Genomic DNA, 14,488 nt, shown 5'->3' on the forward strand with positions numbered 1-14,488 from the left:
GGGCTATCACAATCGCTCGATGATGCCGGCAGCACCTTGACCGGCGCCGACGCACATCGTCACCATGCCGTACTTCTCACCGGTGCGGCGCAGGCCGTGGATCACCGAGGCGGCACGGATGGCGCCGGTGGCACCCAGCGGGTGACCCAAGGCGATCGCGCCGCCATTCGGGTTCACCTTGCTGCGGTCCAGCACGATGCCCTTGCTGTCGAGGTCATTCAAAACGGCCAGCGACTGCGCGGCAAAGGCTTCGTTCAACTCGATCCAGCCCAAGTCCTGTGCCTTCAGGCCGGCCAACTTCAGGGCGGCAGGGATCGCCTCGATCGGGCCAATGCCCATGATCTCGGGCGGCACGCCGCGCACCGCAAAGCTAACGAAGCGCGCCAGCGGTGTCAAACCGAAACGCTTGACCGCCGCTTCGGACGCGACGATCAGGGCGCCGGAACCGTCCGAAGTTTGCGAGCTGTTGCCGGCAGTGACCGAGCCCTTGGCGGCGAACACCGCGCGCAGCTTGGCCAGGCCTTCCAGCGTGGTGTCGCGGCGTGGGCCTTCGTCGATCTCAACCATGCGACGACGCTCGTTGATCGAGCCGTCCGCCAGATTCGGCAGGCGCTCGATAATCTCGAACGGCGTCATCTCGTCCTTGAAGGCGCCGGACTCGATCGCGGCCAAGGCACGCAGATGCGATTGCAGCGCGAACTCGTCTTGCGCTTCGCGGCTGATCTTCCACTGCTGCGCGACCTTCTCGGCCGTCAGGCCCATGCCGTAGGCCAGGCCCAGGTTCTCGTCACGCTCGAAGATGGCGGGCGACAAGGAAGGCTTGTAGCCACCCATGGGTACCATGCTCATCGACTCGACGCCGGCGGCGATCATCACCTCGGCCTCACCGACGCGGATGCGGTCGGCGGCCATTTGCAAGGCGGTGATACCGGAGGCGCAGTAGCGATTGACGGTGACGCCGCCGACCGTGTTGGGCAGGCCGGCCAGCACCGCGCCAACGCGGGCGATATTCATGCCCTGCTCGCCTTCGGGGAAGGAGCAGCCGACGATGGCATCCTCGATGGCGGACGGGTCAAGGCCCGGCACTTGCGCCAAAGCGGCTTGAATAACACGCGCCAGCATTTCGTCCGGACGGGTGTTTTTGTAATAGCCCCGGCCCGACTTGCCGATAGGCAGACGGGTGGCGGCGCAGATATACGCTTCTTGAACTTGCTTGCTCATGATGTTCTTTCCAATTCTCTTGATCGGTAGGTGACGGAGCCATCCGAGCCCCGTCACATGAAGCCGTTAGTTGCGAACTGGCTTGCCGGTTTGCAACATGCCCATGATTCGCTCTTGCGTCTTGGGGTGCTCCAGCAAGCTGCAGAAATGCTTGCGCTCCAGCGACATCAAATACTCTTCCGACACCAGCGAGCCGGCCTCGACCGCGCCGCCGCAGACCACATCGGCGATCAGGCTGGCGAGGTAGAAGTCATGCGCACTGATGAAGCCACCGTCACGCATATTGGCCAACTGGCCCTTGATGGTGGCGATGCCGGAGCGGCCCGCGACCGGGAACAAGGCCCGCAGCGGCGCGCGGTAGCCGGACTCGGCCATCGCCTTGACTTGCGCCGTGGCGACATGCAGCAACTCATCCTTGTTCGGCACGATCACATCGCTGTCGAGCAAGAAACCGTTCTTGCGTGCTTCCAAGGCGGAGGTCGCGACCTTGGCCGTGGCGGCGGTCGTGAAGCCGTCTTTCAAGAAGGCGAAGATGTCGGCATTGGCATTGCCGGCCGCTGCCATCTCGGCCGCACGGCGAGCGATATAGGTCAGGCCGCCGGCGCCGGGAATCAGGCCCACACCAACTTCGACCAGACCGACATAACTCTCCATATGCGCGACACGGCGTGCGCAATGCACAGCCAACTCGCAGCCGCCGCCCAGCGCCAAGCCGCGCATTGCAGCCACCACCGGCACGCTCGCGTAACGGATGCGCAGCATCGCGTCTTGCAGCTTCTTCTCTTCGGGCGCAATGCCCTTGGCGCCCGACTTCATGAAGACAGGCATCAGCGCTTCGAGGTTGGCGCCGGCCGAGAACACATCGTCCGGCGACCAGATCACCAAGCCCTTGTAAGAGCTTTCAGCGATCTCGACCGCCTTCAGCAGCCCTTCGGTCACGGTCGGGCTGATCAGGTGCAACTTGGCGGTGATCGAGGCGATCACGACCTCGTTGTCCAAGGTCCAGACGCGCAGCTCTTCGTTCTTGAACAGTTCGGTACCGGCCTTCAATGGATCGACTGCACCTTCGCCGAACAAGGCCTCGGGGAAGGCTTGGCGCTGATACACCGGCAGCTCGGTGCGGGGCTTGAATTTGCCCTCAGCCGCGCTCCAGGAACCGGCGGCGCTGTGCACGCCGCCGTTGTCGGCCACCGGGCCGGTGAAGACCCAGGCCGGCAAAGCCGCGCTGGACAAGGTCTTGCCAGCGGCGATGTCTTCGGCCACCCAGTCAGCCACTTGCTTCCAACCGGCTTGTTGCCACAGCTCGAACGGGCCTTGGGACGAGCCGAAGCCCCAGCGCATCGCGAAGTCGATCTCGCGCGCGGTGTCTGCCACGGTGTCAAGATGCACGGCGCAGTAGTGGAAGCTGTCGCGCAGGATGGCCCACAGGAACTGGGCCTGTGGATTGGTCGACTCGCGCAGCAGCTTGATGCGATCGGCGGCAGGTTTTTTAAGCATGCGGGCGACGATCTCGTCGGCCTTTTTGCCGCCGGCCACGTATTCGCCAGTGGCCGTGTCCAGACGCATGATGTCCTTGCCGACCTTTTTGTAGAAACCGGCACCGGTCTTCTGACCCAAAGCACCCTTTTCGATCAAACCGGCCAGCACAGCCGGGGTCGCATAGGTCGAATAGAAGGGGTCATCCTTCAGATTCTCTTGCATGGTCTTGACGACATGGGCCATCGTGTCCAGGCCCACCACGTCCGCGGTGCGGAAGGTGCCGCTGGAGGCGCGGCCGAGTTTCTTGCCGGTCAAATCATCAACCAGATCGACGCTCAGGCCAAACTTCTCGGCTTCGATCATCGTGGCCATCATGCCGGCGATGCCGACCCGGTTGGCGACGAAGTTAGGTGTGTCATTGGCGCGCACAACGCCCTTGCCCAGACCCGAAGTCACGAAGGATTCCAGCTGATCGATCACGGCCGGCAATGTGGTCGGCGTATTGATCAACTCGACCAGATACATATAGCGCGGTGGGTTGAAGAAATGGATGCCGCAAAAACGCGGCTTGATTTCTTCCGGCAGCGCTTCTGCCAGCTTGGTGATGGAGAGGCCTGATGTGTTCGACGCGACGATGGCGTGGCCGGCAACGAAAGGCGCGATCTTCTTGTAGAGATCAAGCTTCCAGTCCATGCGCTCGGCAATCGCCTCGATGATCAGATCGCACTCGCCCAACAGCGCCAGATGCTCTTCGTAGTTGGCGGCCTGGATCAGCGCGGCGTCTTCGACCACGCCCAGCGGCGCGGGCTTGAGTTTCTTCAGGCCCTCGATGGCCTTGGTGACGATGCCATTCTTGGCACCTTCTTTGGCCGGCAGATCAAACAGGATCACCGGGACTTTGAGGTTGACCAGATGGGCGGCGATTTGCGCGCCCATCACGCCAGCGCCGAGTACGGCGACTTTACGAACTTGAAAACGACTCACAGAATTCTCCTGACAAATACGGATAACGAGCCCCGCAGGACTCGTCAAAAACCCAAGCCTTACTCGACACGAATCCAGGTTTGCGTGCGGCCCAACATCGGCATGCCGATATAGCCACGCACTTCCATCTTCTTGCCGCCATCCACCGGCTTCAGGCGCACCTTGTAGACCTTGCCATTATTGGGATCGAGGATGTCACCACCATCCCAAACTTCGGCGTCGCTGCTCTGCTTGACGTTACGCAAAATGGTCATGCCCATCACCGGCTTGTCCTTGCGCTCATCGCTGCATTTATCGCATTTGGCGTCCGCCTTGGCCGGGTCCAACAGCTTCTCGATCACCGCAGAGTACACACCCCCTGTGTCACTGACCCGCACCAAGGACTTTTCGACCTTGGTTTCATCATCAATCGTTTTCCACAAGCCTGCCGGACTGGCTTGAGCCATGGCGAGGTTGGCAACAAGACTCAAAACAGCAGCAGCAATCAATGACTTCATGGTGTCTCCAATAGGTTTATGTGAACTCAATACGGGATTGGCAAGGCTTGGTGAATCAGAACAGCTCTTCTTCCATTTCCATCAGCGATGGCAGACCGGCACGCGCGGTGCGGATCAGCATCGCGGTTTCGGGCAGAAGCTTCGCAAAATAGAAGCGCGCTGTCGAGAGCTTGGCGGTGTAGAACTTGTCGCCGCTGCCCTGCTTCTCCAGCGCCACCTTGGCCATACGGGCCCAGAAGTAGGCAAAAGTCAGGTGCCCGACCACGCGCAAATAGTCCACCGCGGCAGCTCCAACTTCATCCGGATTGGCGAAGGCCTTCATGCCGATCTCGGTCGTCAGCTTGGTGACCTTGTCGCCCAAGTCGGCCAGCGGGTTGATGAACTCCTGCATCGCCTCATTGGTGCCTTCGGCTTCGACAAAAGCGGCAATCTTGGCGCCGAATTTGCGCAGCTTGGCGCCGTTGTCGCCCAAGACCTTGCGGCCCAACAGGTCCAGCGACTGGATGGTGTTGGTGCCTTCATAAATCATATTGATGCGCGCATCGCGCACGAACTGCTCCATGCCCCACTCGTGGATGAAGCCGTGGCCGCCAAACACCTGCATGCAGTGCGAAGTGGCGATCCAACCGTTGTCGGTGATGAAGGCCTTGATGATGGGCGTCAGCAGCGAGACTTCGGCCTCGGCTTCCTTGCGCTCGTCTTCGTCGTCCGAGGCCAGCGCTTTGTCCAGCGTCATCGCCACATAGGTCGACAAGGCGCGGCCACCCTCGGCATAAGCGCGTGCGGTCAGCAACATCTTGCGCACGTCGGGGTGCACGATGATGGAGTCGGCCGCCTTCTCGGGCGATTTAGGGCCGGACAAGGCGCGCATCTGGATGCGATCTTTGGCGTAGGCGGCGGCGTTTTGGTAGGCCACTTCGGTCAGTCCGAGTGACTGGTTACCCACGCCGAGGCGGGCCGCGTTCATCATCACAAACATCGCCGCCAGACCCTTGTTGGGTGCGCCGACCATGGTGCCGACCGCATCTTCCAAGACCATCTGGCAAGTCGAGTTGGCGTGGATGCCCATCTTGTGCTCAAGACCGCCGCAGAACACGCCGTTGCGCGCTCCCAGGCTGCCGTCGGCATTGACATTGAACTTGGGCACGATGAAGAGCGAAATGCCTTTCGAGCCTTCCGGTGCATCGGGCAGACGCGCCAACACCAGATGGACGATGTTCTCGACCATGTCATGCTCGCCGGCCGAGATGAAGATCTTCGCGCCGGTGATTTTGTAGCTGCCATCGGCCTGAGGTTCGGCCTTGCTGCGCAGCAGCCCCAGATCGGTGCCGCAGTGCGACTCGGTCAGGCACATGGTGCCGGTCCACTCGCCGCTGGTCAGCTTGGGCAAATAGGTCGCCTTTTGCTCGGGCGTGCCATGGGCATGCAGGCATTCGTAGGCGCCATGACTCAGGCCCGGATACATGGTCCAAGCCTGGTTGGCCGAGTTCATCATCTCGTAAAACGCCTGGTTGATCACCAACGGCAGACCTTGGCCGCCGTAAGCGGGATCGCAACCCAGCGCCGGCCAGCCGCCTTCCACGTACTTGGCGTAGGCTTCCTTGAAGCCCTTGGGCGGCGTCACCTCATGGCTGGTTTTGTCCAGCTTGCAACCTTCGGCGTCACCGCTCAAGTTCAGCGGCGCCAGGACCTCGGCTGCGAACTTGCCGCCTTCTTCCAACACCGCATTGATGGTGTCGGCGTCGATGTCGGCGTGCGCCGGCAGCATCTTGAGTTCGTCGACCACACTCAATACTTCGTGCATCACAAATTGCATGTCGCGCAGTGGGGGGTTGTAGATCGGCATTGCTTGCTCCAGGTTGAAACGAGTGAAATCAGGCGCGCTTCTTGGCGACGGCCCGAGGTTTGGTTGATTTGGATTTGGGTTTGGTCTGCGCGTCAATTTGCAGACCCAGCGGCGTGGCGTAGTACTGAATCGTGCGCTCGAAGCCCAGGCCGGCGCGACTCACCGCGCCCGGGTTGCGCATGAAACGGGCATCGTGGTGCAGGGACAGAATCAGCCCATGCAACTCGAACAAAATTTGGTAGACATCGGCGTCGGCGTGCAAGTGCCCGGCCTCTTGAGCCAGCACGATCGCCTTGTGCAGCGCGCCATGCCAGTCACGCACCATCGCCACCAAGGCGTCGCGCACCGGGCCGGGTCGGTCGTCGAACTCCACGGCGCCGCTGATATAGATGCAGCCCGAATCGACCTCGACCGAGACACGGCGCACCCAGCGCTCGTACAAGGCGCGCAAGCGCGGCAGGCCGCGTTCCTCGCGGATGGCGGTGAAGAACACTTCTTCCTCGAACTTGGCGTGATATTCCTTCACCACCGCAATCTGCAATTCCTCGCGTGAGCCGAAATGCGCGAACACGCCCGACTTGCTCATCTTGGTGACGTCGGCCAGCGCGCCGATGGACAGCCCTTCCAGGCCCATATGCGAGGCCAGGCCGAGGGCTGCGTCCAAAATGATGGCACGCGTGTGCATACCTTTTTGCAGCGAGCGCACCACCCGCGCAGGCTTGAGCTGCGACTGCGCAGCAGACTCAGGCTGGGGAACAAAAGGTGCGGATGCAGTCACAGGCATTTTTCGGCTAGGCCAAGCAAAAGGCTCGGCGGGCAAGATCAGGTTCGCCATAATAAAACGAACGATCGTTCTATTTTGCAGAATCTTGGAGAAGAACGCCTAACTATTTGCAGGGAATTTTTAGGGGCCGCCGCCTAGAAAATCACGCAAGCGCAATAGTTTGGGCGGCATTGATGACCAAGCGTTGACAGCGTGGCGTGGCGCCCACCTTGCGGCTCGCGCGCGCATTGCACTTGAGTCGGTGCGCATTAATGAAGTACGCTCTGCCTCGGAGGTCATCACCTTGGACGTGCTTCAACTGGATATTTCTGGTCGACCGCAAGCTTGGATCACGACGCGTGAGGCGGCCGTGATCTACGCCAGCGACGGCGTGGCTTGGACCTTGGGCGACCCCTGCCAGGTGATGCGCGGCGGCTTTCAGCGCCGCACCGGCACGCAGTCTCGCATCGAGGTACACCCCATCATCGCCGTGCGCGGCAGCGTGCCCAGCCGAGCTTGGCGTCAAGCGCCGGCGCTGTCGAATGCCAAGTTATTCGCACGGGATCGTTATGTCTGTGCCTATTGCGGCCACAGCTTTCATGCCGATGACCTGACCTGCGAACATATCCAGCCCAGCTCGCGCGGCGGCTCCGACAGCTGGATGAATTGCATCACGGCCTGCCGCAGCTGCAATGGCCGCAAGGGTAGCCGCCTGCCCGAGGAGGCGCATATGAGCCTGCTTTTCTTGCCCTATGTACCAAGCTTGCATGAAGACATGATTCTGCGCGGGCGCCGAATCCTGGCCGATCAAATGGAGTTTTTGCTGGCCAGTGTGCCCCGCTCAAGCCGCTTGCACGCCTGAGCGCCTTGGCCCATGGCGACAATAGGCGGCTGTCAACGACGGATCGAAGCGCCGCGTTGAGTTCTTTCAAGTTCCCAGGAGTACCGTGAGATGAAGAAATTTGCACTAGCCGCCAGCCTGATTGCCTTGGCGGCTTTGAGCGCTTGCTCGACCAGCAGCCCCGACATGATCCAGCGCCACGACACGCAATCCATGTCCCAGGTGCTTGACGCCAGCGTTTTGTCGGTCCGCAACGTGACGGTCGACGGCTCGCAAAGCGGCGGCGGTGCCGTCGCAGGCGGCGTGGTCGGCGGCATCGCTGGTGCCACGGTCGGCGGGCGTGTAGAGGGCCAGATCATTGGCGTGCTCGGCGCCGTCGCGGGCGCCATGATTGGCAATGCAATCGAACGCAACAGCACCCAAGAGCAAGCGGTCGAAATTCTGTTGCAACTGCGCAATGGCGAGCGACGTGCAGTCGTCCAAGCCAAGGGTGCCGACAGCTTCAAGCCCGGTGATGCGGTCATTTTGATCACCACCGGCGGCAAAACCCGCGTTACTCGGGCGCCCGAGTTGGCCGCCAGCGCAACTGCGCCACGCACTGCGCCTGCTGCTGGTACAGCGTCTCATCAGTAAGCTTACATAAGGAATTGATGAATCGTTCGTTCGTTCGTCCGGCTAGGCACAAACCACAGCCATAGCCGTCGCTATGGCGAGGATTTGCAAGCAAGCATGGCGGACGAAGGGGGGATTCTCGTCAATGTTTTGGTGGAACGATGTACTCGCCACTGATCAAACCGCCCCTTTGACGCCAGCCCTCTCCCCGCCCGCGCACTGCAGGGCGAGGAGTTTGCGCGACATAGCAGGGTCGTAACCGGCGCGGGATGCGCCGAGTTCCCTTGCCCTCAGGTGTTTTGACAGGCCGCCTCAGGTGTGCGGCCGATTTCAGCCGCACGGCGCCCCTCCTACAGTCACTCTAGAAAGCCGAGCAAACCGCTCGGCGCGGGCACCGCATTCCAGCGAACAAGTCGCCTGGGTTCAAGAAGTTTTTTGAATGCATACGGCCTATTGCTTGTTAAATTGATCACATTTCCAGGCTTCACCGCCTCACGCAAGCGGTGAAACTTGTGATCTCATGCGGTGTTGTGCCAACCGCAAACGACAAGTCATGGTCTGTCCTTGAAAGGCAGTGAATGAGTCATAGCCCCGCAGCGGCATTGCATCCTGATTCGGATCGGGCAGCCCATGGTGTGGCGCTGATGGCCGAGCACATTGCGCCGATCTGGGCTCGTCAGCTGGAGGCAATTCAGTCAACGCTGCAAATTGGCTCGGTCGAGTTGCTGAGCAACTTCGCCAGTATTTTTGAGCTGCAGGATCAACTGCACAGCAAGTTCGCTGACCTGCAAGCCGACGGGGCGCACACCGAAGCCTTGCGGCAAATCGACGCCGATTTGCAAGCCCAGTGCGAGCGCGCCTTGCATGGCCTGCAGTTCACCGACCGCCTATCCCAGATGGTCGACATCTTGCACAAGAACATCGACCGATTCAGCGCTGAGCTCCCCCAAATGGCCGGCGCCGGCGAGGCCGAGCGGCAAGCTTGGACCGCTGCCTTCGTGGCCTGTTTCACGACCGAAGAACAACATCTGTTTCACCACGGCAAGTCTGCCCCGCCGCGGCAAGACCAGGTCGAGTATTTCTGATTTAGCACCGCAACCACAGGACAGAAGAGGACCCACCATGAGCAAAACCATTTTGGTCGTAGACGATTCCGGCAGCTTCCGCACCGTCGTGAAGCTGGCACTGATGAAGGCCGGCTACACCGTCATCGAAGCGGTTGACGGCAAAGACGCTTGCACCAAGCTCGACGGCAAGATCAATCTGATCGTCTGCGACGTCAATATGCCCAATATGGACGGCCTGGAGTTCCTGCGCCATGTCAAGACGATTGCCGCTTACAAATTCACCCCTGTGATCATGCTGACGACCGAGTCGCAAGAGGCAAAAAAGGCCGAAGGCCGCGCAGCCGGCGCCAAGGCTTGGATCACCAAGCCCTTCCAGCCCTCGCAGCTGGTTGATGCCGTGAACAAACTGTGTGTGTAGGCGTGGCCAAGCACCTCTTTATTTCCAGCGGAGCCAGCCATGCCGGACTCGATTGTTGAAGGTGATGATGTTGATCTTGCTCCAGTTCTGTGCCTAGCCCTTGGCCCTGAGCTGACGATAGCCCAGGCGGCTGACACCCACGCCTTGCTGCTCGAAACGCTGAGCCGACTTGACGGGCGCCAGCTCAGCCTCGATCTGAGTGGCGTCAGTGACTTTGACAGCTCCGCTGTGCAGTTGCTGCTGGCCACGCAGCGCAGCATGCGCGAACGCGCGGCGCAGTTGACGCTGCAGGACCCGAGTGCGGTGGTCCTGGCAGCATTGCGCTGCTATGGCCTGGACGCCGAAATGAAGGCCTTCCGCCCCGCCAACGAGGCGGAAGTTGGGGAAGCAAGTGAGGAACTCCCATGTCAATGAGCGACGATGATGCCGAGATCTTGGCCGTCGCCAGGGCCGGTTTTCTGGACGAGGCGCAGGCAATGCTGCACCAGTTCGAAGAGGGTTTGCTGGTCCTGGAGAACAACCCAGACGACGCGGAGAGCCTGAACTCGGCCTTCCGCGCCGCCCACACCATCAAGGGCACGGCCGGCATGTTCGGCTGCGACGCGGTCGTCACCTTTACCCATGAGGCCGAGACCTTGCTGGAGGCCTTGCGCTCCAACCAGCGCCAGCTGGACGGCGATGTCGTTGCCGCCCTGCTGGAGAGCCGCGACCAGATCGAGTTGCTGCTGGGCGAGGTGCAAAGTGGCGCGAACGACCCAGCAGTCGCCGCCAGCAGCGCTGCGCTGGCCAGCCGCCTGCGTGCGCTCTTGGGTGCGCCAGATCCCGCCCCTGCGGCGCCAGTGGTCGAAACACCTGTTGCTGCGCCGCCGGCACTCAGCCCGCAGTTTTGGCATTTATCACTGCGCTTCTTCCCAGATGCGCTGCGCAACGGTCTCGACCCCCTGTCCTTCTTGCGCTATCTGGCCACCCTGGGCGAGGTCAAGGCGATCACCTGCTTGACCGCCAATGTGCCGGCGCTGGAGGCCCTCGATGCCGAAGCCTGCTATCTGGGTTTTGAACTGCGCTTTGACAGCCGGGCCACGCTGGAAGAGATCAGCCGCGTGTTTGAGTTCGCGGCAGAGGACAGCAGCATCCAAATTCTGGCGCCTGACGCCGCACCGGCCGCCTTCGAGACCCTCGCCTCCTTGCGCTGCGACGCAGACGCCGAGGCTCGCGCAGCCTTGTTCGATTGCTGGCGCGCCATGGGCATGCATTTCGACCTGCGGGTTGAAGTGGTCGGAACACCGGCCAGTGAGGCCGCACCGGTCTTGGTGCCGCATATCGAGCGCCGCGCCGCCGCGGCCGAGGGCAGCGACCCCACAAAAAGAAAAGTCAGCGACCGCCGCAGCGGCGAAGGCGAGCGCCGCGAAGGCGGCCGCGACCGCCGCGCCGGCGATGAAACCCGCTTTGTGCGCGTGCGCGCCGACAAGCTCGACAAGCTGATCGACCTGATCGGTGAGCTGGTCATCGCCGGCTCCGGCGCTCAAATGATTGCCCATCAGGAGGGCGCCGAAGTCTTGCTCGAAGCAACCCAGCGCGTCATGGACCTGGTGCAGGAAACCCGCGACGGCACGTTGGCGCTGCGCATGGTGCCGATAGGCGAGACCTTCGGGCGCTTCCAGCGTGTGGTGCGCGATGTCTCCAAGCAGCTCGGCAAGGAAGTTGATCTGGTCGTCAGCGGCGGCGACACCGAGATGGACAAGTCCATGGTGGACTCGATCGCCGACCCGCTGATGCACCTGGTGCGCAACAGCATGGACCATGGCCTGGAGACCTTCGATGAGCGCCTGGCCACCGGCAAGCCCGCCGCCGGCCGCCTGGCACTGAACGCTTATCACGAAGCGGGTGCAGTGGTGATTGAAGTCAGTGATGATGGGCGCGGCTTGGCGCGCGAGCGCATCCTCAAGAAGGCGGTCGAGCGCGAGCTGATCGCGCCCGGCCAAGTCTTGTCCGACCATGAGGTCTGGCAGCTGATCTTCCTGCCCGGCTTCTCCACCGCCGAGCAAATCACCGATCTGTCGGGGCGAGGCGTCGGCATGGATGTGGTCAAACGCAGCATCGAGTCGCTGCGCGGCACCATCACCTTGACCAGCAGCGCCGGCCTTGGCACTTTGACGCAGATCCGACTGCCGCTGACGCTGGCCATGATCGACGGCTTCTTGACCATGGTCGGCGGTGTCAATTATGTGTTGCCGCTGGCGGCGGTGTCCGAATGCATCGATGTGCCGGCCGAATGCGCCAAGCAAAACGGTCGCGTCAGCGGCACCTTTGATCTGCGCGGCGAGATTCTGCCTTGGCTGGATCTGGCACGCTTTTACGGCATCAGCACCAGTGGTCACGAGGCCGAACTCAGCCGCCGCCGCAGCGTGGTGGTGGTGCGCGACGGACCGACACGCATCGGCCTGATCGTCGACCGCTTGCTGGGCGAGCACCAGACCGTCATCAAGCCTTTGTCAGGGATCTTTCAGCACCTGAAAGCGCTGGCCGGCTCAACCATTCTGGGTTCGGGCGAAGTCGCCCTTTTGTTAGATGTATCGGGGCTGTTTGCGGCCGCCATCAAGGGCGGTCAACGCCAACAACAAGCTGGCTCAACGCGGCAGCACTAAACATAGCAAGGAAGCATCATGGTTTTGAAGAACATGAAAGTCGGCCAAAGGCTGGGACTGGCATTTGCACTTGTACTGGCATTCTTTGCGGCCACGTCCATCTTGGCGATACGTGACCTGGCGGCCTCCAACCATGCGTTGGAGCATGTGATCGACGAGAACTTCAGCCGCATGGTGGAGCTCAACACCTTGTCGGAACAAAGCCATATCGAGCAGCGCGTGGTGCGCAGCATGATTCTTTACACCGACAAAGAGGCCATTGCCGGTGAGCGCAAAAAGATCATGGAAGCACGCAAGCTGTTTGACGAGGCTGAGCGCGCCTTGGTGAAAAACTCGATCCGCGATGAAGACAAGCAAGTCTTGGAGTTGGCCCGAAGCCAAGCCGCCAAGGCGCGAGGCTTGGTCGACCAGGTGATGGACTTGGCTGCACTGAACAAAGATGAAGAGGCCTCCAAGCTGTTACTGGAGCAAGCCAGTCCGGCCGGCAAAGCCTTGCAAGCCACCGTGGACAAAGCGGTCAAACTGCAAGTCGATGACGCCCGTGCCGATGCGGATGACTCGTCCAAAGAATATGCATCGACACGAACATTGCTGATCGGCTTGACCGTGCTGTCCTTCGCTATCGGCATCGCCGCAGCCTGGGCCGTCACCCGCAGCATCACGCAGCCCTTGAGTCGCGCCATCAAAACCGCCGCAGCCGTCGGCCAAGGCGACTTGGACAACGACATCCCCACCGAAGGTCAGGACGAACCCGGTCGTCTGCTGGCTTCGCTGGCCGAAATGCAAGACCAATTGCGCGCCCGCAATGAGCGCGACGTGCGCCTGCTGGCCGAAAACGGCCGCATCAAGCAAGCGTTGGATGTGTGCTCCACCAATGTAATGATTGCCGACACCGATCTCAACATCGTCTATATGAATCGCTCGGTCACGCAGATGATGCAGGCCAACGAAGCTGAGTTGAAGAAGTCCTTGCCCAACTTCAATGCCCGGCAGCTGATTGGCGCCAATATCGACGGTTTCCACAAAAACCCCGGCCACCAGCGCGGCATGCTGGCCAAATTGCAGACCGAATACAGAACGCAAATTCAAGTCTCCAAGCTGGACTTCACCCTGATGGCCAACCCCATCATCGATGCCGACGGTCAGCGCCTGGGCACGGTGGTCGAGTGGCGCGATATCACGCAAGAACTGGCCGCCAGAAAGCAAGAGCTGGAACTGGCGGCAGACAACGCCCGCATCAAGCAAGCGCTCGATGTAGCGGCCATGCCGGTGCGGATCTCGGCGGCGGACGGCACCATCGTCTACGTCAACGACGCGCTGATGACGGTGCTGCGCCGTGACGAGGCGGCCTTCCGCAATGAGCTGCCTGGTTTCGATGTCAATCGGGTACTCGGCGGCTCGATCGGCATGTTCTACCGCGACTCGGCGGCCGCCATTGAGCGCCTGCGCGGCCTGCGCGAAACCGTGCAAAGCGCCATGCTGCTGGGCGGCCGTAACTACGAGGTGACCACCTCGCCAATTCGCGACGCCGAAGGCCAGACCATAGGCACCGTGGGCCAATGGTCGGACCGTACCGATCAGCTCGCGGCCGAAGCCGAGTTCGACAGCCTGACCAGCGCGGCCACCGGCGGTGACCTGAGCCAGCGCATTGCGCTGGACGGCAAACAGGGCTTTTTCCGCCAGATCGGCGAGAAGTTCAACGGCCTGATCGACACCATCAGTGGCACCATCCAGGAAGTGCGCACCGCCGCCGATCAGCTCGGCGGCGCCTCCGACCAAGTCTCACAGACCTCGCAAAGCCTGTCGCACTCGGCCTCCCAACAAGCCGCCAGCGTCGAAGAAACCACCGCAAGCCTGCAAGAGATGGCGGCTTCGGTGAAGCAAAACGCCGACAGCGCCAACCTCACCGATGGCATGGCCACCAAGGCCGCGCGTGAAGCGCTGGAAGGCGGGCAAGCGGTCAGCCAGACGGTAGATGCGATGAAGCAAATCGCCACCAAGATTTCCATCATTGACGACATCGCTTATCAGACCAATCTGCTGGCGCTGAACGCAGCGATCGAAGCGGCCAGAGCGGGCGAGCATGGCAAGGGCTTCGCGGTGGTGGCGGCCGAA

General features: G+C 61.5%; 12 protein-coding genes. 7 read left to right on the forward strand and 5 right to left on the reverse strand.

Features of this window, described 5'->3' with window-relative positions:
- Positions 1–6: 6 nt before the first annotated feature.
- The 5 genes from LNV09_RS11180 to LNV09_RS11200 form a co-directional block, all read right to left on the reverse strand.
- Positions 7–1,221: an acetyl-CoA C-acyltransferase gene (locus tag LNV09_RS11180; protein WP_263557164.1), complete on the reverse strand. Its 1,215-nt coding sequence runs from the start codon at positions 1,219–1,221 to the stop codon at positions 7–9.
- A gap of 66 nt (positions 1,222–1,287) precedes the next feature.
- Complete coding sequence (locus LNV09_RS11185) at positions 1,288–3,684, reverse strand: 3-hydroxyacyl-CoA dehydrogenase/enoyl-CoA hydratase family protein (protein WP_263557165.1); 2,397 nt, start codon at positions 3,682–3,684, stop codon at positions 1,288–1,290.
- Between the two features lie 59 nt (positions 3,685–3,743).
- A complete protein-coding gene (locus LNV09_RS11190; RefSeq protein WP_263557166.1) occupies positions 3,744–4,181 on the reverse strand; it encodes a DUF2147 domain-containing protein in 438 nt (145 codons plus the stop codon).
- A gap of 55 nt (positions 4,182–4,236) precedes the next feature.
- Positions 4,237–6,027, reverse strand: a complete 1,791-nt coding sequence (locus tag LNV09_RS11195; protein WP_263557167.1) for an acyl-CoA dehydrogenase C-terminal domain-containing protein — start codon at positions 6,025–6,027, stop codon at positions 4,237–4,239.
- 28 nt (positions 6,028–6,055) lie between these two features.
- Positions 6,056–6,811 (reverse strand): TetR/AcrR family transcriptional regulator, encoded by a 756-nt coding sequence (locus LNV09_RS11200; RefSeq protein ID WP_411969261.1) that lies wholly within the window; start codon positions 6,809–6,811, stop codon positions 6,056–6,058.
- A 283-nt stretch (positions 6,812–7,094) separates the two neighbouring features.
- Here LNV09_RS11200 and LNV09_RS11205 point away from each other — a divergent pair, with 283 nt between their 5' ends.
- From LNV09_RS11205 to LNV09_RS11235, 7 genes are all read left to right on the forward strand, one after another.
- Positions 7,095–7,652, forward strand: coding sequence for an HNH endonuclease (locus LNV09_RS11205; RefSeq protein ID WP_263557168.1), 558 nt, complete (start codon positions 7,095–7,097; stop codon positions 7,650–7,652).
- A gap of 90 nt (positions 7,653–7,742) precedes the next feature.
- Positions 7,743–8,264 carry an outer membrane lipoprotein gene (locus tag LNV09_RS11210; protein ID WP_263557169.1) on the forward strand — a complete coding sequence of 174 codons (522 nt, stop codon included), beginning with the start codon at positions 7,743–7,745 and terminating at the stop codon, positions 8,262–8,264.
- A 557-nt stretch (positions 8,265–8,821) separates the two neighbouring features.
- The gene (locus LNV09_RS11215) at positions 8,822–9,328 is read left to right on the forward strand and encodes a hypothetical protein (protein ID WP_263557170.1); all 507 of its coding nucleotides are present in this window, start codon (positions 8,822–8,824) and stop codon (positions 9,326–9,328) included.
- A 37-nt stretch (positions 9,329–9,365) separates the two neighbouring features.
- Positions 9,366–9,728, forward strand: a complete 363-nt coding sequence (locus LNV09_RS11220) for a response regulator (RefSeq protein WP_263533773.1) — start codon at positions 9,366–9,368, stop codon at positions 9,726–9,728.
- Between the two features lie 39 nt (positions 9,729–9,767).
- Positions 9,768–10,142 carry an STAS domain-containing protein gene (locus LNV09_RS11225; protein ID WP_263557171.1) on the forward strand — a complete coding sequence of 125 codons (375 nt, stop codon included), beginning with the start codon at positions 9,768–9,770 and terminating at the stop codon, positions 10,140–10,142.
- Positions 10,133–12,373 (forward strand): chemotaxis protein CheA, encoded by a 2,241-nt coding sequence (locus LNV09_RS11230; RefSeq protein ID WP_263557172.1) that lies wholly within the window; start codon positions 10,133–10,135, stop codon positions 12,371–12,373. The genes LNV09_RS11225 and LNV09_RS11230 overlap by 10 nt, the downstream gene beginning before the upstream one ends.
- An 18-nt stretch (positions 12,374–12,391) precedes the next feature.
- Positions 12,392–14,488 (forward strand): methyl-accepting chemotaxis protein (locus LNV09_RS11235; RefSeq protein ID WP_263557173.1); only part of this gene is annotated, 2,097 nt, incomplete at its 3' end.

The sequence above is a fragment of the Paucibacter sp. B2R-40 genome, from assembly GCF_025717555.1.
Classification (GTDB): Bacteria; Pseudomonadota; Gammaproteobacteria; order Burkholderiales; family Burkholderiaceae_C; genus Paucibacter_A.